Origin of the sequence: Bradyrhizobium sp. LjRoot220 (assembly GCF_964252915.1) — a bacterium.
Taxonomy (GTDB): domain Bacteria; phylum Pseudomonadota; class Alphaproteobacteria; order Rhizobiales; family Xanthobacteraceae; genus Bradyrhizobium.
The window spans coordinates 498,560-519,278 of record NZ_CAXUPS020000004.1; the positions used below are offsets into that span (position 1 = coordinate 498,560).

The following is a 20,719-nucleotide window of genomic DNA, read 5'->3' on the forward strand; positions in this document are numbered from 1 at the left end:
CGGGGCGAGAGTCATGTGGACGCCTGTACACGCGGCCGCCTTACGAAACCCGCTCGAGATCCGATTTGAGTGCTACCAGGAAGCGAGCGGCTTCGCCGCCTGTCACGACGCGATGGTCAAAGGTGAGCGACAACGGCAGCACGCGCCGCACCGCTGGCTGGCCCAAATGCGCGACCACCCTTTGGGCAATCCGGCCGGCGCCTATGATCGCCGCTTGCGGCGGTACGACGATCAGGTTGGCAAACCGGCCTCCGATCATGCCGAAGTTCGACAGCGTAATAGTCGCGCCGCGCAGTTCGCCCGGAGGTATTGAGCGTGCGACTGCGTCAGCCCGCATTCGGTCGAGCCCGGATCGCAAATCCGATGCGTCCCGTTCGGCGACATTGCGCAAGACTGGAACGATTAGCCCGTCCCCCGTATCAACTGCGATACCGAGGTCGACGCGCTCGATCAGGCGCCGTTCTCCCGCGCCGGCATTGTACCAGGCATTGAGCGCGGGCTCCGCCTTGCAGGCGGCAGCGATCGCGCGCACCAGGCGGATGGTCGCATCCTCGCCCTTCCGCCAATCGTCGATATCGGCGTCATCGGTGACACTGGCAGGGACGATCTCGGCATGAGCTGCCGTCATGCGTTGGGCCATCGCGCGCCGCAAACCGCGGAGGGGCTCGGCGGGCCCGGTATGGGACAAAGTCCTGGCAGCTCGTTCCACATCCGCACGCGTGATGAAGCCGCCGGCTCCCGTGGCTTCGACAAGCTCGATATCGACGTCGAGCTTGCGCGCGAGCGCACGCACCGCCGGAAACACCTGGGCTTTCTGTACAGCGGCTGGCCCGGAAGGTGCCGCTGCCGCCGGCGGCTCGCTGGTGCCGAGTTCGCCGACAATTGTGCCGGTATCTTGCTCGGGGCCTTCGGCAAACTCGACGAGCGGCGCGCCTACCTTCACCACGTCTCCCTTGGCGCCAAACAGATGCAGGATACGTCCGCTCGACGGTGACGGCACCTCGACGACGGCCTTGTCAGTCTCGACGGAAACCAGTGGCTGATCGGTGACGACGTGATCGCCTTCGTTGACATACCAGCTCACGATCTCCGCCTCTTCGAGGCCCTCTCCGAGATCCGGCAATACGAACTGGCGCATGGGACAAGTCCCCTGGAAGTCAACTGAACTGGCACGCCTGGCGCGAGGCCGCCACGATACGACCAACCGACGGCATGAACTTCTGCTCAAGCCGCGCCATCGGAATGATCGTGTCGTAGCCGGTGACGCGGGCCACCGGCGCGAGCAGAGAAGTCAGGCCGCGTTCGGCGATCAGCGCGGCGATCTCGGCTCCGAATCCGCCGGTCCGCGTCGCCTCGTGCACGATGACGCAACGCCCGGTCTTTGCGACCGAACCGAGCACCGTGACTTCATCGTAGGGCTTGAGCGTGGCGAGATCGATGACCTCGGCGGCGATGCCCTCCACAGCCAGCGCGTCGGCAGCCGCCATGGTTTCCTTCAGCATCGCACCCCAGCTGATCAGCGTGACGTCGCGGCCTTCCCGCAGGACAAAGGCGACATCCAGCGGCAAGGCTTCACCGTTGTCTTCCACCTCGCCTTTCGCCGCGCGATAGATGCGGGTCGGCTCCAGGAACACCACCGGATCGGGATCGCGGATCGCGGCGAGGAGCAGTCCATATGCGCGTTCCGGCGACGAAGGAATGACAACGCGCAAGCCGGGGATATGGGCGAGCATCGCCTCGGTACTTTCGGAATGATGCTCGGGCGCGCGAATGCCGGCGCCATGCGGTGTGCGCAGAACCATTGGACAGGTGAGCCGTCCCTGGGTGCGGTTGCGGATTCGGGAGGCGTGGTTCACCAGTTGATCGATGCAGGGATACAGAAATCCCATAAACTGGATCTCGCCGACGGGCTTCAACCCCTGCGCCGCCATTCCGACGCAGAGCCCGCTGATCAGAAGCTCGGCAAGCGGCGTATCAAGGACGCGCTCCGGGCCGAACCGCTTTTGCAACCCGACGGTCGCACGGAAAACGCCGCCATTGAGGCCGACATCTTCGCCAAGCACGACCACATCAGGATCATCCTCCATCGCGCGGGCGAGCGCCAGATTGATGGCTTCGACCAGCGTCATCTCAGACATCGCCCTCTCCCGCGAGTTCGTGGCGCTGCGCGGCATAGACCCCGGGCAGATCGGCATAGAGATGATCGAACATGGTTTCGGGCCCGCGTGGCAGGGTTGCCAGATAGCGTTCGACCGCGGCCTCGACCTGCTCGTGGCACTCAACGGCGAGCTGCTCCTCGTCCGCTTTGCTCCACATTTTCTGGCCGGCAAGAAAGGCTCTCAATCGCGCAATCGGCTCTTCTTTCCAGCGCGCCTGGACCTCTTCCTCCGCACGATAGCGTGATGCGTCGTCAGAGGTGGTGTGATCGCCGAGCCGGTAGGTGAGCGCCTCGATGAAGCGTGGCCCTTGGCCGTCGCGGACTGCGGCAACGGCCTCTTCAGCCGCGGCGCGCACCGCCACCACGTCGTTCCCATCCACCTGCTCGCCAATGAACCCGGCAGCGATAGCCTTCTGCGCCAGGGTCTCGGAACAGGTCTGCAGCCGCAACGGGACGGATATGGCCCATTGATTGTTGGTGACGACGAACACGACCGGCAATTTGTGCACGCCGGCAAAATTCATCGCTTCGTAGACGTCCCCCTTCGAGGTTGCGCCATCGCCGAACATGCATACGGCGACACGCGGCTCCTTGCGCAGCTTGAAGGCATAGGCAACACCCGCGGCATGGGGCGCCTGCGATCCCACGGGAACGCAAAACGGGAAATCCTCGACCGGCCCGGAGAAATGATTGCCCCGCTCGTCGCCGCCCCAGAACAGTAGAATCTCCTCCAGCCTGACACCGCGCCAGATCAGCGCGCCATTGTCCCGATAGGAGGGCAGCAGCACGTCTTCCCCCCGCATCGCACTGGCTATGCCAACGGACACCGCCTCCTGGCCGAGCGAAACGGCATAGGTCCCAAGCCGGCCGGTGCGCTGCAGAGCAACGGCCTTTCGGTCAAAGATGCGAAGCAGCACCATCGCACGATAGAGCGAGACGAGCAGGTTTGCATCGGAGGCGAACGCAGGTAGCGGCCTGTTTATCGAGCCGTCTGGCGCGATGTAATTGCGATGGCGCACCTCAAAGCGCGCGACCACCGGGAGCCCTCCGTCGGGCATTTTTTTACTGGCCACGTCCTCGCTCCCTGGAGCGATTCTGCCTCCCAAAACTATATTGGTGCTGCGCCGGAACAATACAAGATGAGTCCGCCCGACCGCACCGCACACGGCCCTGCTGCACCGCGCGCTCGCGAGATCAGCCTTCATCGTGGAAACGGCAGCGCGTCGGTGGTATATCGGGCCATGGCAAATGGTCAGGTTGTCCTCGTAACAACTGAACCGTTGGGAGGCGGTTCACCCGTTCGCTCGGTCTACTATGTGGCTGAACAGGATCCGGCAAAGGCCGCGGCAATTATCGCCGGAATGATGGCCCCGAACGAAAGGGTCGAAGCCTGGGGACCGCTCCCGGAGCTAGCTGTCAAAGCGCTCGGATTGAAGCCCGGCGACTTCACGCGCGGATGACATCGAGCGTCCCAAACGCGTGGGCGCAGTCTCCGGGGTTCGTACCCGCTGGACGCTGCCGTCACTTACACGGCTTGGAATCCCTGACGTCAAACTTGCCCATCGCGCCGGAAATCACAAAGTCATTGTAATCCAGCATCAGCGCGCGGGAGACGCCGTTCTCGAACAGCTCGAACGACATCGCATAGACCGGTGTCTGCTCGCCGTCCTTGGCCTTGGCGTCGCGGTCGTAGTAGCTCACCGTGACCGGCCAGCGCGTCAGCGCCTTCATCTGGTCGTTCGCGGTCGAGGGATCGGGCGACGCGATGGTCTTGGTGCCGGCAATCGGCTGGCCGATCACCGACAGCGTGTTGTAGACCTTCTCGCCATTGTCGGAGCCGTCATAGACCATCAGTTCGAGCACCGACTTGCCTTCGCGGGCGGCGGCAATGATGTGCTGGATCTGCTCGGTCGGGAATACGATCTTGCCGTCGAGGTTGAAGGTCTTCGCCACCGGCTGCTTCAGCTTGACCGTGATGTGATCGCCGGTCCGCTCGGCGATCCCGTCAACGGGCGCCGAATCCGTATCGTTCATCCTGGTGTCGATCTTGAAGCGGTAGCTCTTGCCCGCCGCGTCCTCCCAGGAGGTCGAGCGCAAATCGCTGAGCGTCAGCTTGCCCTCGCCGCTGTCGAGCTCCGACACCTGCCTGAATTCGGAGGTGTAGCCCTCGCACGCGCTGCCGGAGAAATTGTAGAGGATGCGCCCGCGCGCGCCGTTGATGGCATTGGAGCCGCGGGACTTGACCAGGTTGAGTTCGTAAAGCGCCTGATGGGCAAGGAATGGCCCGCCTGCGGCTGACAGCGCTGGCCCGATCTGGAATACCGATCCTGTGGCGACGGCTGCGATCGCCAGCAGCAAAGCGCGAGGCGGAATCCGGAACGATCTGGCCATCTGTCTTCCTTGTGTAGCGGACGATTCGTCTACATTAGTGGCCGCTCCATTGCGTCGCAACTAGGGCGGCGTCACGAAATCGCAGGAAATTGACGCTGGATTGCCATGTTTTTCGGCGCCTTTCCGCGAATTTGCCGCCTGTCCGAGGTACTCGCCACGGCTCCGCCCTCGCTTGCAACCTTGGGCGTGATGCGCGAAACAATGCGGCCTGAAAAAAATCAGGTCAGTCACATCAAACGGGGACGAAACATGGCGGGTACGGTCGAACAGAAGCTGGCGGCACAAGGTATTACGCTGCCTGAGCCCCGCGCCGCCATGGCAAACTATGTCGGCTTCGTGCGCACCGGAAACCTGCTGTTCGTCTCGGGCCAGGTTTGCGCCAATGCCGACGGCAAGCTGATCGCCAAGGGCAAGCTCGGCGCCGGCGTCACCACCGAACAGGGTTACGCCGCCGCACAGGGCTGCGCGGTCAATTTGCTGGCGCAGATCAAGGCCGCCCTCGGCGATCTCGACAAGGTGGTTCGCGTGGTCCGGCTGGGCGGCTTCGTCAATTCGGCGCCGGATTATTTCGACGGGCCGAAGGTGCTGAACGGCGCGTCCGACCTGATGGTCACCGCCTTTGGCGACAAGGGCCGCCATGCCCGCACCACCGTCGGGGTCTCTTCCCTCCCCTCCGATGCCGCGGTCGAAGTCGACGGCGTGTTCGAGGTCTCCTAAGGGGACCGTGATGTCCGCACCTGACTGGTTGACGGCACGGCCGGTGGCCCACCGCGGCCTGCATGATGCTGCGCGCGGCATCCTCGAGAACATGCCAGCCGCGGTGCAGGCGGCGATCGCGGGCAATTTCTCGATCGAGGTCGATATCCAGCTCAGCGCCGATGGCGAGGCGATGGTGCATCACGACAATGCGCTCGGCCGCATCACCGAGGGCTCTGGCGCATTGCTCGGCAAGACCGCCGTCGAATTGAAGGCCGTCAAATTCAAGAGCACGCCGGAGCGGATGATGTCGCTCAGTGACCTCTGCAGCCTCGTCGCCGGCCGCGTGCCGCTTGTGATCGAGGTCAAGAGCCATTTTGACGGCGACCGCAAACTGGTGGCGCGGATGGCGGAGGTGCTCGCCGGCTATTCCGGGCCCGCGGTCGGCATGTCGTTCGACCCGGACCAGGTGCTGGCGCTGCGCGAACTGATCCCCTCGCTTCCCCGCGGCATCGTCGCCGAGCGCGAATATACCGAGGAGGATTGGCCGGAAGCCTCGGCGGCGCAGCGCCGGGGCATGACGCATCTGCGCCACGCCTTCCGCACCCGGCCGCATTTCGTCGCCTATTGGGTCGATGAACTGCCGGCGGCGGCGCCCTGGATCGCCCGCAACATTTTCGGGCTGCCGTTGCTGACCTGGACCGTGCGCACGCCCGAGCAGCGCGCCCGCGCCGCCCGTTATGCCGACCAGATGATCTTTGAGGGGTTTGTTCCCTGAGATCGCTGGCTCAGGGTTTCTCGCCGGGAACCTGATCCGCACCGCACGGCCTTGAAGTCACGCGCGCAATGCAACATCTTTGCCTGACTTGGTCACCATCGCGATGGCTGATCGCAAAATGGGACCGGTTGCGAATTCTCGATGGCGTCATCCGAAATCACTCTCGAAGCCGTCTCTTCCGCCAGCGACATCCCGGCTACGGAATGGGACGCCTGCGCCAATGCGAAGCTCGACCCCAACAGCCTCGAAAACCTCGACACGCTGGCTTCACCCGGCGCGGCAGGCGATTCGCATCTCGACTCAAGAGTTGGCTATAACCCCTTCGTCTCTCACGCCTTTTTTGCCGCCGCCGAAGCCTCCGGCTCGGCCTGTGCCCGCACCGGCTGGGGTCCGCGGCACCTTCTCGCCCGGCTCGACGGCAAGATCGCCGGCATCGTGCCCTGCTATCTGAAATCGCATTCGCAGGGCGAATACGTATTCGACCGCGGCTGGGCGGACGCCTATGAGCGCGCCGGTGGCCGCTATTATCCAAAACTGCAGGCGTCAGTGCCGTTCACCCCGGCCACCGGTCCGAGGTTACTGATCCGCGGCGACGTTGACCGCGGGCGGATCCGGACAGCACTCGCCAGCGGGCTGATGGCGCTGTGCAACGCCACCAATGCCTCCTCGGTGCACGTCACTTTTGCCCGCGAGGAGGAAGCGAAGTTTTTGGGCGCCCAGGGATTCCTGCTACGCAACGACCAGCAGTTCCACTGGCGCAATGACGGCTACAAGACCTTTGATGATTTCCTGGGCTCCCTGAACTCCCGCCACCGCAAGGCGATCAAGCGCGAGCGGCGCGAGGCGGTTTCCGCCGGCATCACCATCCACCGCCTGACCGGTGCCGATATCACCGAGGAGGCTTGGGACGCCTTCTTTGCGTTCTACATGGAGACCGGCTCGCGCAAATGGGGCCGGCCGTACCTCACGCGAAAATTCTTCTCGCTGATCGGCGAGAGCATGAGCCGGGACGTGCTGCTGGTGATGGCGCGGCGGAGCGGCCGCTGGATCGCCGGCGCCATCAATTTCATCGGCTCCGACACCCTGTTCGGCCGCAACTGGGGCGCGGTCGAACATCATCCGTTCCTGCATTTCGAGGTCTGTTATTATCAGGCCATCGAGTTTGCGATCGAGCGCGGTCTGACGACGGTGGAAGCCGGCGCGCAGGGCGAGCACAAGCTGGCGCGCGGATATCTGCCGCAGACGACCTATTCGGCGCATTACATCGCCGATCCCGACCTGCGCCGGGCGATCGCCGACTACCTGAAGCGCGAACGCGCCTATGTGGCCGAGGTCGGGCGGGAACTCACCGAGGCCGGGCCGTTCCGCAAAGGCGCCGACGAGGCTTGACCTTTACAATATCGATCCGAGAATGAGACCAAACCGAGGGAACCGCTATGTCCGCCGCCTATGACACCAACAACATCTTCGCAAAGATCCTGCGCGGCGAGTTTCCCTGCCACAAGGTCTACGAGGACGAGCATGTGTTCGCCTTCCTCGACATCATGCCGCGCTCGCCCGGCCATACGCTGGTGCTCCCGAAGGCCGCTGCCCGCAACATCCTCGACGTCACGCCCGACGACTACGCCCATGTCGCCCGCGGCGCGCACAAGATCGCGGCCGCCGCGATGAAGGCCTTCAAGGCCGACGGCATCACCATCCAGCAATTCAACGAACCCGCGGGCGGACAGGTCGTGTTCCACCTGCACATGCACGTGTTGCCGCGCCACGAGGGCGTAGCCATGCTGCCGCCCGCCAGCCGCAAGGAAGACGTCAAGGTGCTGGAAGATAATGCGACCAAGCTGATCGCGGCGTTGCAGGGGTAGCGCGCACGTTTCTGCTCCGTCATTGCGAGCGAAGTGAAGCAATCCATACCTCCGCGCAGGAAGTATGGATTGCTTCGTCGCTGCGCTCCTCGCAATGACGGATGAAGGAACTACTCCGGCTCGAAGTCTCCGGCCTGCGGCGTGAATTCGCAGCGGTCGGGCTTCAGGTCGATCAGCGGCGTCTCGTCGAGGCAGTCGAGGCCGCGCACCAGCACGACGTTACCCTCGACGCCGACCAGCTTGACGATCGAGGTGCCGATCGGATTGGGCCGCACCGGCGAGCGCAGCGAGAACGCGCCGCGCGTGTTGCCGTTGTTCTTCGGGCTTTGCAGCACGAGGTCGCGGCGCGACTGGTGCAGCCAATACAGCACTTCGAGGTTGGAATAGAAATCGACGCCCTTGATCGCGGGCACCCAGGGCTCGAAAATCTCCAGCCGGCACACCGGGCCGTCGTGACGGCCCTGCCGCGGGGTTTCCAGCCGCGATTTCCATGGCGTGCGGATGCGGCCGATGAACACCAGGCCGGCATCCCTGGCCGGCGGCATGTCGACGGTGAGTTCGCCGTCGCGGATTTCGTTTTCTCGAACCATATCCTAATGCTCGTAAGTTTGACGCGTTTTCTTGACGCGAACCGGTGCCCACTTCGCTCGAAAACGCTAGTCCAGTGAGATGTTCAGGGCCTTGATGACACCGGCCCAGCGCGCGCGGTCGGTGGCGATGAACTGGTCGATCTCGGCCTGGCTGCGCGGCCGCAACGGCGGAAAGCCGACCTTGTCCAGCGAAGCGCGGAACGTATCATCGGCCAGCGCCTTGTCGAGGCTGGCGGTGATTTTTTTCGCGATATCGTCCGGCAGTTTTGAAGACGCGGAAACGCCGTACCAGACGCTGACGCCATAATCAGGGTAACCGCTCTCGGCCATGGTCGGAACATCGGGCAAATCAGCGATGCGTTGCGCGGAACTGACCGCCAGCGGGCGCAACAACCCGCCTTTCACCGGCGGCAGCGCGGTGCCGAGCGTGTCGAACATCAGCTGGATATTGCCCGATATCAGATCTGTCAGCGCGGGCCCCGCGCCCTTGTAGGCGACATGAACCATGTCGACGCCGGCCATCTGCTTGAACATCTCGCCGGCCAGATGAATGGTGCCGCCGGTGCCGGCCGATCCGAAATTGAGCTTGCCGGGGTTCTGCTTGGCATAGGCCACGAACTCCGCGACCGTCTTGGCCGGCACGGAAGGATTGATCTCCATGACGACGGGCAGATCGGTGATCAGCGCCAGCATGCGGAAATCCCGCTGCGGATCATAGGGCAGCTTCTTGTACAGCATCGGGTTGAGCACGAAGATCGATGCCGCCGTGAAGAACAACGTATAGCCGTCTGGCTCGGCCCGTGCCGCCGCCTCGGCGCCGATCGCGCCCTGCGCGCCGGCCTTGTTCTCGATCACCACCGGCTGCTTCAGGTCGCGACTGAGATATTCGCCGACCATGCGCCCGAGCACGTCGGTAGGCCCACCCGCCGCATAAGGCACGATGAGTTTGATCGCGCGGGTCGGATATTCGGCGGCCTGCCCTTGCGGCGCGGCTGCAAACAATCCGAAGGCCAGAGCCACCACTGCGCGCCAATTCATGTCGTTTCCCTTACCGTTTCTGAGTTGAAGGGACACTACCGGATTATGCGGCGGCTGCAATCAACCGAGCCACCATTTTCCCGCCACCATCGCGACCTCGCCCGAAACGACGCCGGCAAAGATCGAGCGACGCGTCAGCATGAACACCGTAAAGCCCGCGGCGACCGCGCCGTAGCGCAGCCAGTCCGACACGCTTGCCAGCGCGCCCGGCGGCTGCACCAGGATCTGCGAGATGACACCGGCGAGGATCGCGGTCGCTACCGCCCGCACCCAGATCAGCACTTCCGATCCCTCGTCGACGCCGCCGCCGAGCCAGAGCCCGAGCATGCGCCAGACCTCGTTGGGCAGGAAACCGGCGATCACGAGCACCAGCAGCGCGTGCGGGTCGCCGAAAAAGTTTGCGAGCCAATCGCTCATGCGCGCGCCCGCCACCAATGCGCGCCGTAGGCGATCGTTCCGGCCGTAATGCCACTGATCAGGATGTCGACGCCGGTGTGCAGCATCGACACCAGCGGATACAGCGCCAGCCCGAGCACCAGCGCCAGCACGTCCGATAACTGGCGGCAGTTGCGCGCGGTGGAGAGCAGGAACGCCAACGGCGTCAGCATCAGGATCGCCGCGGCGAACAGCACCGGCAGATTGGCGGCCAGGCCGTAGCCAAGCGTGGTCGCAACCAGACAGACGGAGACTAGACCGCAGCCGAGCCCATGCGTGAACGCGATGCGCCGCGCGCGCGGCACCAGCGGCAACAGCCTGTAACATTCGACCCACAGCGTGACCGCGATGAAATGCGTTGCCAGCACGAGATGACGGCGTTTTGTCTCCGGCATCCGCATCAACGGCAATACCGACACCACGATCGGAAACAGCCTGACAGCGCTGACGGCAACCGCAATGGCCGCCTGCACCACAGTCGCACCGGAACCCAGCGTCGAGATCAGAATAATCTGCGCCGGTCCCGCCCAGACCAGAAGCGTGCTGCCGAGCACCCAGCCCAGGCTGAAATGGCTGTCATGCGCCAGAGCGCCGATGCCGAGATAGGTCGCGAACAGCACCAGTGTCAGGACCGTCGTCGCAACCGAGCGCATGCCCAATGCGAAGGCGCGCAACGGGGTTTGCCATTTCACAGAGTCGAGCGGAGGGAGCGCCACGTATACCCGGCCGAGGGTGAATCCTGGCGGGCATAACGGCGGTGAAACAAGGTCGCGTCAAGCGAGGCCCGCCTCAGGGCTGGCATGCAACCGCCCTCGCCCCTATGACGCAGCCATCTGCCGGACGGCGTCATCGTAATTGCCGAGCACGCGCTCCTCCAGATCGGTATCGCAATATTCGATCACCTCGGCGATCTTGTCGCCGCGAAACCGAAATACAAAGCAGTATTCATTGTTGTAGCGCTGCCCGCGCTTGGTCTGCACGTCGCCGCGGACTTCCGCCACAACGTAATCGCCCTCGGCGACCAGATTGATGGCGTGCGCGCGGTACTCGGTCGCGAACAGCGCGAACAACGGCTTCAGCAGCTTGTTGCGAACTTCGTCCTGACCGGAGAAGCGTTTCGACCAGCTGCTGTGCCCCGGAAACCGCCAGACGTAGTCAGAGTGCACGGACGCGCCGAACACGCTGCGATCGCCGGTCTGCAGCGCCTCATAAATGCGCCGGATGGTTTCCTTGTTCTCGATGGTTCCCATTTGAATTCTCCGTTGTGGGTGCAACGGTGATGCCTGAGCGGCGGTCTATTCGTCCAATCGATCGATTGTATAATTGCCATTCGCCCAGTGAATTCATCCCGGCACGCCCTTATTCCGCAGCACAAAGCACGCCCCGCCGGCGCGGCGGATGCGGTTGCAGAGATCGTCCGCCGCGGGCCGCGTGTCGGCGCCGATCCGTACCTGGTAGAAGGCCCGCGTGCCGCGGCTGCGCATCACAGAGCTGAGCAGGCTCGGGTCCTGGTCGCCGATCACGGCGCTCAACCGCTTCATCGCGCGCGCATACATGGCCAGCGCCTTGTCGCGGTTGAAGCCGGCCGCGAGCTGCACACCCCACACCTTGGCGGCAGAAAGCGTGATGCGTTGTTCGAGGCCCGTCACGAAGGGATTGGGTGCGCGCTTGAGCAAGGCCATCAGGTCGCGGCAACCGGAGGCCGGTGCGGCTTCCGGCATCTTGCCGCTGCGTCCCGCCGTCGACCACTCCTCGACGGTCGAGCCGGTGATCGCGACGACGTAGTTGCGGGTTTCCTGCGGCATGTAGCCGGTGCCGGCGAGCCATTCCTGCACCCGCCTCGGGCCGGCATTATAGGCCGCCGCCGCGAGGCCGAGATTGCCGAACTGCTCGCGCAACTCGCTGAGGAACTCGGCGGATTTCGGCAATGCCTGCACGGGATCGAAGGGATCGAGCAGCCGCCGCTCGCTCGCGGTTCCCGGCATGAACTGCGCAATGCCCTGCGCGCGCTGGCCGCTTCTGGTCATCGGCCCCACCGCATCGGATTGAAAGCGGCTTTCCTGCCAGATTACGCGCGCGAAGAATTCCAGCGGCAGATTGGCCGCCCGCGCCGCCGATTCAACCATCAGGCACAGCGCCTCGCGCGTATCGCTCTCGCGCGCGGTCTCCTTGGGCTGTTCCGGAGGCGCCGGGCCTGGGCCTGGCGTTGTCGCGGGTTGCTCGACGCCCGGCCGCGCGGCGTCGGTCGGCGCGGGTGACGCGTCCTGCGCGATCGCCTGCGCAGGCAGTGCCAGCATCGCCAACAAGCTCAAGGCGGCGCGGAGGCCCTGACCTGTTCGCCGTCTGATTTCCATCGGAAGTACTTAATACCGGCCGGACGGTGCCTGTTCCAGAGCACGTCGTAACCATGTTTGGGGCTCCGGAAGCCCTGAATCCGCGCCATCGCGGCCGATGTTGGTTTACGTTAACGGCGCATTTTGCCGGCAGAAGCCTTTCGCGGCCGATAAAGCGGCGTAAAAGTCTCCCTTTGATTGGGAGATATCGATGCGGGACCGACGCGAGAGCGCGCGCGACAAGGTGATTTACGGCGGTATCGCGGAAATCGGCGAGCACGGCGCGAGCCGCGAATGCATCGTCCGCAACATCTCCGACACCGGCGCCAGCGTCGAATTCAGCAATGCCGTCAAGCTTCCGAGCGAGCAGATCTCGCTGCGCATTGCGCGCAAGGGCCGCTCCTTCCTCGCCAGGGTGGTGTGGTGGCGCGACAATTTCGTTGGCCTTGCCTTTAGCGGCGAGCCTGCGGAGCCGGTTTCCGACCTGGAGGAGCGGCTGCGCAAGAGCGAAATCAAGAAGCGGCAGCTGCAGCGCCGCATCAAGGAACTGCTCGGCGAGCGCTGAGAGGTCTGACGCGTCCGCTGGACACAGCCCAGCAAAAAGCCGGCGGTCTTTCGACGCGCCGGCTTTTTCAATTCGCCAGTTCAGCAGCTAAGAATCCGCCGCTCAGACCTTAACCAGCGGCCCCCGCGAGGCCGGCCCCTTGGAGCCGCCGCCATTGGGACCGCCCGATTTCGGCTTCCGCTTGCGCGCACCGGGCAGTTTTTCCGGCTTCGGCGTCACCGGACCTTCGACGAATTCGAAGCCGATCTTGCCCTTGTCTTCCGCGTCCGCTTCGTCCTTGAGCAGAACGACGCGGACATGGCCGCCACCCTTGAGTTGACCGAACAGCACTTCATCGGCCAGCGGCTTCTTGATGTGCTCCTGGATCACCCGCGCCATCGGACGCGCGCCCATCTGCTCGTCGTAGCCATGCTCGATCAGCCAGGCCTTGGCGGGCTCCGACAATTCGATGGTGACGTCGCGGTCGGCCAGCTGCGCCTCGAGCTGAAGCACGAACTTCTCGACCACCATGCCGATGACGTCGGCATTGAGATGGGCGAACGAGACGATGGCGTCGAGCCGGTTGCGGAATTCCGGCGCGAACTGCCGGTTGATCGCTTCGTGGTCGTCGCCTTCCCGCTTGCTGCGCGTGAAGCCGAAGGCCTGGCGCGCGAGGTCGGCCGCACCCGCATTGGTCGTCATGATCAGGATCACGTTGCGGAAATTGACCTGCTTGCCGTTGTGATCGGTAAGCCGGCCGTGATCCATGATCTGCAGCAGCACGTTGTAGAGATCCGGATGCGCCTTCTCGATTTCGTCGAGCAGCACCACGCAATGCGGATGCTGGTCGACGCCGTCGGTCAACAGGCCGCCCTGGTCGAAGCCGACATAGCCGGGAGGCGCGCCGATCAGGCGCGACACCGTGTGCCGCTCCATATACTCGGACATGTCGAAGCGAATGAGTTCGACGCCGAGCGAGGCCGCGAGCTGTTTTGCCACTTCGGTCTTGCCGACGCCGGTCGGACCGGAGAACAAATAGGAGCCGATCGGCTTTTCCGGCTCGCGCAGGCCGGCACGCGCCAGCTTGATCGACGCCGACAGCGCGTCGATCGCCTTGTCCTGGCCGAACACCACGCGCTTCAGGGTCTGCTCGAGATGCTTGAGCACCTCGGCATCGTCCTTCGATACGCTCTTGGGCGGAATCCGCGCCATGGTCGCGATCGTGGTCTCGATCTCCTTGATGCCGATGGTCTTCTTGCGCTTGTTCTCGGCCACCAGCATCTGCGCCGCACCCGACTCATCGATCACGTCGATCGCCTTGTCCGGCAGCTTGCGGTCGTGGATGTAGCGTGACGACAACTGCACCGCGGCTTCGATCGCCTCGTTGGTGTATTTCAGCCGGTGATAATCCTCGAAATAGGGTTTCAGGCCCTTGAGGATCGCGATGGCGTCTTCGACCGTCGGCTCGTTGACGTCGATCTTCTGGAACCGGCGCACCAGCGCGCGATCCTTTTCGAAGTGCTGGCGGTATTCCTTGTAGGTGGTCGAGCCCATGCAGCGGATGGTGCCCGATGCCAGCGCCGGCTTGAGCAGATTGGACGCATCCATCGCGCCGCCGGAGGTGGCGCCGGCGCCGATCACGGTATGGATCTCGTCGATGAACAGGATCGCGTTCGGATGCGCCTCCAGTTCCTTCAGCACCTGCTTCAGCCGCTCCTCGAAATCGCCGCGATAGCGCGTGCCTGCGAGCAGCGTCCCCATGTCGAGCGAGAACACGGTCGCCGCGGCCAGCACTTCCGGCACTTCGGAGTCGACGATGCGCTTGGCGAGGCCTTCCGCGATCGCGGTCTTGCCGACGCCGGCTTCGCCGACGAACAGCGGATTGTTCTTCTGCCGGCGGCACAGCACCTGGATCGCCCGGTTGATTTCGGAATTGCGTCCGATGACGGGATCGATCTTACCGTCGCGCGCCTTCTTGTTGAGGTTGACGCAGTAGGTATCGAGCGCCTCGCCCTTTTTCTTGGCGTCCTCGTTGCCCTTGGTCTCGGTCTCCTCGTCGACGCCGCGAACCGGCCGCGCTTCGGAAACACCGGGACGCTTGGCAATGCCGTGGCTGATGTAATTGACCGCGTCGTACCGCGTCATGTCCTGCTCCTGCAGGAAATACGCTGCGTGGCTTTCGCGCTCCGCGAAGATCGCGATCAGCACGTTGGCGCCGGTCACTTCTTCGCGACCGGACGACTGGACGTGAATCACCGCGCGCTGGATCACGCGCTGGAAACCGGCGGTCGGCTTGGCGTCGTCGGCGCCATCCGTCACCAGATTCTCGAATTCGGTCTCGAGATAATTGACGAGGCTGGTGCGCAGCTTGTCGAGATCGACGCTGCAGGCACGCATGACCGCGGCGGCATCGGAGTCATCGACCAGCGACAACAGCAGGTGTTCGAGCGTCGCGTATTGATGATGCCGCTCGTTTGCAATCGCCAGCGCACGATGCAGGGATTGTTCAAGGCTTTGGGAAAAAGTTGGCATTCGCGTCCTCTGTGGCCCCCGGTCATCATGATCGCCATTACCCGGTCAGGCAACAACAACCTTCGTCGTCCCGTGTCATATAGTTACGCACGATCGTGGCGAAAGACAGGTTCCGCAAACAGTGGTTTTCCTCTAAATCTTCGCACCACCGCGTTACGAGAACCAACCCCGAAAACTACCGGGTCGCCGCCTGCTTGCGCCAGGGCCGACAATGCAAGACCCGTTCCTCTTTTAGCCGGGTCGAGGGTGACGCCGCGGCTATTTCTTTTCCATCACGCACTGCAGGGGGTGCTGATGCTTGCGTGCAAAATCCATCACCTGCGTCACTTTGGTCTCGGCGATTTCATAAGTGAACACGCCGCACTCACCGATACCGTGGTGATGGACATGAAGCATGATCTTGGTGGCGGCTTCCGCATCCTTCTGGAAGAACTTCTCCAGCACATGAACCACAAACTCCATCGGCGTGTAGTCGTCGTTCAGGATCAGGACACGATAGAGATTCGGACGCTTGGTCTTCGGCTTGACCTTGGTGATGACCGAAGTCGATGGACCGCCGGTCCCCGCATTGCGGTTTTCGTCATTGCTCATCCGGGGAGCAGAAACGGCTGTCGCGGCCGGCACGGACCAAAAGGCTTTGGAAGTTAACTGCAACATGGCTCAGGCGTTCGACATTCCGGACGAAAATCATTGCGGGAAACCGGACAGCGCATCATCGCACACCAGCGCAGGCCCAAGACGACCGACACAAGGTGTATCCAGCAACGCTTTCCAGATCGCCGCTCCCGGTCCGACCCAGCGGCGGATCGGCTTTGGGAATATGGGTCCAGTTGCGGATCGCCGCAAGCGCATCACCGCTGCTCTGCTGCGACCGCAACCGGCCCGAATCCCGGTCCGGCAATCCAGCCAAGGTTAATCGTTTCTGGCGGATTTGACAAAGGATTGGCCGCTGCCCGTTTAGCGGCCATTCAGGATAGAAGCCGCTTTTTGCCGGCCGGCTTCCCGATACATCGGGTTTGACCCGTTTTTGCGGGAACCGATTTACCACCTGTTCAGCGGCCCAGGCCGAAATACCCGTAGAAACCCCTATTTCGGTGAGAGCCATGCTCAATACAGCCATTTTCAGTCGTCTGCGTGCGGCCGCCGGGCGTTTTGCCAAGGCCGATCAGGGTAACATCGCGGTGCTGTTTGGCATCGCCGCCGTCCCCATCCTCACCTTCGTCGGCGCCGCGATTGACTATAGCCGCGCCAGCAGCGCCCGGTCGGCGATGCAGACTGCCCTGGATTCCACCGCCTTGATGCTGGCGAAAGACCTCTCGAACGGAACCATCAAGACCTCGGACATCAACACCAAGGCCGAGGCCTATTTCAGGGCGCTCTACACCAACACCGAAGCCAGGGGGGTAACGGTCTCTGCAACCTACACCGAAAACACCGGCAAGGGCTCGACCATCAAGGTCAACGGCTCCGGCAACATACCCACCGAGTTCATGAAGGTTGCCGGCTTCCCGAAAATCGGCTTCGACACCAGTTCCACCTCGCTCTGGGGCAACGTGCGCATGAGGGTGGCGCTTGCGCTCGACGTAACGGGGTCCATGAGTTCTGACGGCAAGATGACCGCGATGAAGCCAGCCGCCAAGGCCCTGATCGACCAGATCGGCGCGCTCGCCAAGAACACGGGTGACATCTATATCTCGGTCATTCCCTTCGCCAAGGACGTCAACGTCGGCGCCAGCAACTACGACCAGAGTTGGATCGAGTGGAGCGACTGGGATGCTGCGAACGGCACATGCAGCAACACTTACTACAAGTCACAAAGCTCCTGCCTGTCTGCCGGCAAGAGCTGGACGCCCAAAAATCGCGATACCTGGAACGGTTGCGTGACCGACCGTGACCAGGACTACGATACCAAGAACACGACGCCGAACTCCGACTATCATACCAAATTCTACGCCGAGCAATACAATGCGTGCCCGGCCCAGTTGGCGCCTCTCACTACCGACTTCGCCTCGCTCAAGACCAAGATCGACTCGCTGACCCCGAACGGCGGCACAAACCAGCCGATCGGGATCGCCTGGGGATGGCAGTCTCTGACCCAGGGCGCGCCGCTCAATGCGCCGGCCGAGGAACCCAATTACGAATACAAGAAGGTGCTGATCGTGATGTCCGACGGACTGAACACCCAGGATCGCTGGCCGTCATACGGCAACGGCCAGACCCAGTTCAACGGCGCGATCGACGCCCGCCAGCGCATCCAGTGCGACAATATCAAGGCCAATGGCGTCATCATCTACACGATGCATGTCAACACCAACGGCGATCCGACCTCCAGCGTGCTCCAGTATTGCGCCAGCGGTTCGGACAAGTTCTCTACCGTGACCTCGTCAAGCCAGATCGCGACAGCTTTCAGCGCGATCGGCACATCGCTGTCGAAGCTGCGCGTCGCGAAATAGCCATCGCCCTAACCGGCGCAAGAACAACGCAAAGAAAAAGCCCGGCCGAACGACCGGGCTTTTATTTTGAATAGATGGCGCTGCGATTAGTGCGTGGCGGGAGCGAACTTCGCGACCAGGCCTTCGTAGGGCTTGAAGGTCTGCTTGGCCAGATCGGTATAGAGGCCGGCGATCTTCTGCGACTCGGCGACAAACGTCTCATAAGCCGAGCGGGCGAATTCGGTCTGCGCTTCGAGCGCCTTGTCCACCGACTTCACGCCGGACAGCTTTTCAACAAACGACTTAGTGTCCTCGAACGACTTCTTGGCGTAGTCGCCGTAGGCCGTCGCGATCGCCTGAACGCCGCTCTGCAGGTTGCTCGCGGATGCGGCGACCGTTTCGAGATGCTCTTTTCCGTAGCTCTGAATGTCTTCAACCTTGACCATCTTGGAGTCCTTTCCCAGACTGAACGTAATTAATCGCCGGGAGGTCCCGGCTCCCTGACCACCCCCTCCTTTTAGTGCACCGCACAATGATGTCAAGGAATCTTGTGCGTCGCACAAATCTCGACGATTTGCGCCAAACACCGGAGTGTTACGCAACGGTTACTTAACCTTTTGGAAACTCGCGCCGCCTAACCTGATTCCCGGACGTGTTCGCCTTCCGACTGACAGCCTGAAAGCTGTTTGTAAACAGCACCTTAGCTAGAATAGCGACCTGATCGGCCAGCCGGGCCGGATTTGCAGCCCGGCCACGCGCTTCGACCAGGGAAGCGTCACCGGGCCGATGGGCACAATTTCGCCTCACGAACCGGTGATCAAGATAGAAATTGGGACGGGGAAGTAAATGCTTCGTACAACCTTAGCTTCCTCGCGCACCTTGCGAGTTTGCGTTCTCGGGCTGGTCACTCTCACTACTGCAGTCATCTACACCAGCGACAGCGCGGAAGCCCGCCGCTACCGGCAGCGCCACCATGCCCGGCACCACGCCGTGGCGAGCTATAGCCCGCAATTCGCCTCCATCATCGTCGACGGCAATTCCGGCACCACGCTCTCCTCCAACAATCCCGACGCCATCCGTCGCCCGGCGTCGCTGACCAAGATCATGACGCTCTATCTGCTGTTCGAGCAGCTCGAGCGTGGCAAGCTGAAGCTCGACTCCGAGCTGGAGGTGTCCGCGTATGCTTCCCGGCAGGCGCCGACCAAGCTTGGCCTGAAACCCGGCCAGACCATCAGGGTCGAAGACGCCATCAAGGGACTGGTCACGCGCTCCGCCAACGATGCCTCCGTGGTGATCGCGGAAGCCATTGCCGGCGATGAAGATGAATTCGCCAAGCTGATGACGCGCAAGGCGCGCGCGCTCGGCATGACCAAGACCGTTTATCGCAACGCCAACGGCCTGCCCAACGAGGAACAGGTCACCACCGCGCGCGATCAGGCGACGCTGGGCCGCGCCATCCAGGAACGCTTTCCGCGTTACTATCGCTACTTCGCGACCAACGTATTCCACTACCGCGGCCAGGCGATCCGCAACCACAATCGCCTGCTCGGCAACGTCGAAGGCGTCGATGGCATCAAGACCGGCTACACCCGGGCTTCAGGCTTTAATCTCGTCAGCTCGATGCGGCGCGGCAACCGCCATCTGATCGGCGTGGTGCTTGGCGGCCGCAGCGGCGGATCGCGTGACGCCACCATGCGCACTTTGCTCGCGGAGAACCTCGACAAGGGCGCCACCACCCGCACCGCCGCCGCCATCACCGAACGAAATTCCGCCGAGGCCAGTGTCGAGGTGGCCGAAGCCGCCAGCACGCCGCGTCCCGCCGAGGCGGTCCAGGCCAACAGTGCCGCCGCGGCCTCCGAGCCCAGCATGGCCGCAATGCACGCGACGCGCAGCGTTGCCCCGGCCAAGCCTTCGCTGATGGCCGCTGCTGCCGCCGCCCTGCCGGCGCCGCAACCCAAACCCGAACAGTCCAAGTTTGCAGCGCAGGCCAAGCCCGAACCGGCGCCGCTGACCAGCGGTGTGATTCAGACCCAGGCCATTTCGGCGATCCCGGGCTCAGCCGAGCCGATGAAGCCGGTCAAGGTCAAGACGGTTCAGGTCAAGGCCGGCCCGATGAAGCTGGCTTCGGCCGGCCCCTCGCAGACTGTTGCCTCTCCCGTGACCAACGCGATTGCGCCGCCGGCCCGCCCGGAAGTGGCGGAGACTTCCAGCGCCGTCGTGGCGCGGGCTGAGCCCAAATCTGACGCCATCAAGCCGGAGGTGATCAGGCCGGAAATGGCCCGTGCCGAACTGCCGTCGAAGCCCGCCAATCACGGTACCGGGCATGGCGTGCTCGGCGTGTTGCCCGCCGCCAGCGTGCCGGCCGCCGCCCCGCCGCAGACGCTCGCCTATGCCCAGCCACAGACGGTCCAGCAGAACGGCGCCATCAAGCCCGCGGCCAGCGCCACCCACACCGGCTGGATCATCCAGGTTGGCGCGCTGGAAAGCGAAAGCGAAGCCCGCGCCCGCCTCGATCAGGCGCGCAATCAGGCCCGCGGCCTGCTCGGCAAGGCCGATTCCTTCACCGAGCCGGTCGTTGCCAAGGATAATCGCAAGCTGTACCGCGCCCGCTTCGCCGGCCTCGAGCGCGATCAGGCCGAGGCGGTCTGCAAGACGCTGAAGCGCGCCGACATCTCCTGCATCACCGTCCGTAACTGATCCTTCTCTCTTGTTCGCAAAGCCGGCGCCGCAAGCGCCGGCTTTGTTGTTTCCAGGGCACAGTTGCGCGCGCTGTTCGGTCGCTTGGGGCAATTCGGCCCTGCGAAAACTTCTCGTCAAGAATTTACGGTTAAGTTTCCCGGAATGAAGGATCGACCACGCCGGCAAACGGCGGGCGACACGGGGCGTCAACCAGAGAACAAGGCAGAAGCAGCTTTCGGTTTGTAGCG

The 20,719-nt window shown here is 63.3% G+C and carries 21 protein-coding genes; 7 read left to right on the forward strand and 14 right to left on the reverse strand.

All coding sequences use genetic code 11. The features are described from left to right. Positions 1–40 precede the first annotated feature (40 nt). From ACSQ84_RS20800 to ACSQ84_RS20815, 4 genes are all read right to left on the reverse strand, one after another. Complete coding sequence (locus tag ACSQ84_RS20800) at positions 41–1,138, reverse strand: dihydrolipoamide acetyltransferase family protein (RefSeq protein ID WP_436213565.1); 1,098 nt, start codon at positions 1,136–1,138, stop codon at positions 41–43. A 19-nt stretch (positions 1,139–1,157) separates the two neighbouring features. After that, on the reverse strand, positions 1,158–2,138 hold the full coding sequence (locus tag ACSQ84_RS20805; RefSeq protein WP_436213566.1) for an alpha-ketoacid dehydrogenase subunit beta: 981 nt from the start codon (positions 2,136–2,138) through the stop codon (positions 1,158–1,160). After that, positions 2,131–3,216 carry a pyruvate dehydrogenase (acetyl-transferring) E1 component subunit alpha gene (gene pdhA, locus ACSQ84_RS20810; protein WP_436213664.1) on the reverse strand — a complete coding sequence of 362 codons (1,086 nt, stop codon included), beginning with the start codon at positions 3,214–3,216 and terminating at the stop codon, positions 2,131–2,133. Before pdhA ends, ACSQ84_RS20805 begins: the two co-directional genes overlap by 8 nt. A 463-nt stretch (positions 3,217–3,679) precedes the next feature. Further along, on the reverse strand, positions 3,680–4,549 hold the full coding sequence (locus ACSQ84_RS20815) for a cell envelope integrity EipB family protein (protein WP_436213567.1): 870 nt from the start codon (positions 4,547–4,549) through the stop codon (positions 3,680–3,682). Positions 4,550–4,798: 249 nt separating this feature from the next. Here ACSQ84_RS20815 and ACSQ84_RS20820 point away from each other — a divergent pair, with 249 nt between their 5' ends. From ACSQ84_RS20820 to ACSQ84_RS20835, 4 genes are all read left to right on the forward strand, one after another. Then, positions 4,799–5,266, forward strand: coding sequence for a RidA family protein (locus ACSQ84_RS20820; protein ID WP_436213568.1), 468 nt, complete (start codon positions 4,799–4,801; stop codon positions 5,264–5,266). A 10-nt stretch (positions 5,267–5,276) separates the two neighbouring features. Then, positions 5,277–6,023: a glycerophosphodiester phosphodiesterase gene (locus ACSQ84_RS20825; protein WP_436213569.1), complete on the forward strand. Its 747-nt coding sequence runs from the start codon at positions 5,277–5,279 to the stop codon at positions 6,021–6,023. 141 nt (positions 6,024–6,164) lie between these two features. Next, positions 6,165–7,412 (forward strand): GNAT family N-acetyltransferase, encoded by a 1,248-nt coding sequence (locus tag ACSQ84_RS20830; protein ID WP_436213570.1) that lies wholly within the window; start codon positions 6,165–6,167, stop codon positions 7,410–7,412. A 47-nt stretch (positions 7,413–7,459) separates the two neighbouring features. Next, a complete protein-coding gene (locus tag ACSQ84_RS20835; RefSeq protein ID WP_436213571.1) occupies positions 7,460–7,888 on the forward strand; it encodes an HIT domain-containing protein in 429 nt (142 codons plus the stop codon). A gap of 110 nt (positions 7,889–7,998) precedes the next feature. Here ACSQ84_RS20835 and tsaA read toward each other — a convergent pair whose 3' ends face one another. The 6 genes from tsaA to ACSQ84_RS20865 form a co-directional block, all read right to left on the reverse strand. Next, positions 7,999–8,478 carry a tRNA (N6-threonylcarbamoyladenosine(37)-N6)-methyltransferase TrmO gene (gene tsaA, locus ACSQ84_RS20840; RefSeq protein WP_436213572.1) on the reverse strand — a complete coding sequence of 160 codons (480 nt, stop codon included), beginning with the start codon at positions 8,476–8,478 and terminating at the stop codon, positions 7,999–8,001. 66 nt (positions 8,479–8,544) lie between these two features. Then, positions 8,545–9,516, reverse strand: coding sequence for a Bug family tripartite tricarboxylate transporter substrate binding protein (locus ACSQ84_RS20845; RefSeq protein ID WP_436213573.1), 972 nt, complete (start codon positions 9,514–9,516; stop codon positions 8,545–8,547). Positions 9,517–9,576: 60 nt separating this feature from the next. After that, positions 9,577–9,933, reverse strand: coding sequence for an AzlD domain-containing protein (locus ACSQ84_RS20850; protein WP_436213574.1), 357 nt, complete (start codon positions 9,931–9,933; stop codon positions 9,577–9,579). Then, positions 9,930–10,667, reverse strand: coding sequence for an AzlC family ABC transporter permease (locus ACSQ84_RS20855; protein ID WP_436213575.1), 738 nt, complete (start codon positions 10,665–10,667; stop codon positions 9,930–9,932). The genes ACSQ84_RS20850 and ACSQ84_RS20855 overlap by 4 nt, the downstream gene beginning before the upstream one ends. A 102-nt stretch (positions 10,668–10,769) precedes the next feature. Beyond that, positions 10,770–11,201 carry a nuclear transport factor 2 family protein gene (locus tag ACSQ84_RS20860; protein ID WP_436213576.1) on the reverse strand — a complete coding sequence of 144 codons (432 nt, stop codon included), beginning with the start codon at positions 11,199–11,201 and terminating at the stop codon, positions 10,770–10,772. Positions 11,202–11,294: 93 nt separating this feature from the next. After that, positions 11,295–12,248, reverse strand: a complete 954-nt coding sequence (locus ACSQ84_RS20865) for a transglycosylase SLT domain-containing protein (RefSeq protein WP_436213577.1) — start codon at positions 12,246–12,248, stop codon at positions 11,295–11,297. 247 nt (positions 12,249–12,495) lie between these two features. On the opposite strand from ACSQ84_RS20865, the gene ACSQ84_RS20870 reads away from it, so the two are divergent. Beyond that, positions 12,496–12,849, forward strand: coding sequence for a PilZ domain-containing protein (locus ACSQ84_RS20870; RefSeq protein ID WP_436213578.1), 354 nt, complete (start codon positions 12,496–12,498; stop codon positions 12,847–12,849). Positions 12,850–12,951: 102 nt separating this feature from the next. On the opposite strand, the gene clpA is transcribed toward ACSQ84_RS20870, so the two are convergent. The 3 genes from clpA to ACSQ84_RS20885 all read right to left on the reverse strand — a co-directional run bounded on the left by clpA (position 12,952) and on the right by ACSQ84_RS20885 (position 16,465). Then, positions 12,952–15,360, reverse strand: a complete 2,409-nt coding sequence (gene clpA / locus ACSQ84_RS20875; protein WP_436213579.1) for an ATP-dependent Clp protease ATP-binding subunit ClpA — start codon at positions 15,358–15,360, stop codon at positions 12,952–12,954. Positions 15,361–15,618: 258 nt separating this feature from the next. After that, positions 15,619–15,951 carry an ATP-dependent Clp protease adapter ClpS gene (clpS, locus tag ACSQ84_RS20880; RefSeq protein ID WP_028345585.1) on the reverse strand — a complete coding sequence of 111 codons (333 nt, stop codon included), beginning with the start codon at positions 15,949–15,951 and terminating at the stop codon, positions 15,619–15,621. 121 nt (positions 15,952–16,072) lie between these two features. Then, a complete protein-coding gene (locus tag ACSQ84_RS20885) occupies positions 16,073–16,465 on the reverse strand; it encodes a hypothetical protein (protein ID WP_436213580.1) in 393 nt (130 codons plus the stop codon). On the opposite strand from ACSQ84_RS20885, the gene ACSQ84_RS20890 reads away from it, so the two are divergent. After that, complete coding sequence (locus ACSQ84_RS20890) at positions 16,464–17,813, forward strand: pilus assembly protein TadG-related protein (RefSeq protein ID WP_436213581.1); 1,350 nt, start codon at positions 16,464–16,466, stop codon at positions 17,811–17,813. The two genes, ACSQ84_RS20885 and ACSQ84_RS20890, sit on opposite strands and share 2 nt — an antisense overlap. A gap of 86 nt (positions 17,814–17,899) precedes the next feature. Here ACSQ84_RS20890 and ACSQ84_RS20895 read toward each other — a convergent pair whose 3' ends face one another. Next, on the reverse strand, positions 17,900–18,238 hold the full coding sequence (locus tag ACSQ84_RS20895) for a phasin family protein (RefSeq protein ID WP_436213582.1): 339 nt from the start codon (positions 18,236–18,238) through the stop codon (positions 17,900–17,902). Positions 18,239–18,638: 400 nt separating this feature from the next. Here ACSQ84_RS20895 and ACSQ84_RS20900 point away from each other — a divergent pair, with 400 nt between their 5' ends. Further along, entirely contained in the window at positions 18,639–20,489 is a 1,851-nt protein-coding gene (locus ACSQ84_RS20900) for a D-alanyl-D-alanine carboxypeptidase (protein ID WP_436213583.1), read from the forward strand. The last annotated feature ends 230 nt before the right edge of the window (positions 20,490–20,719 follow it).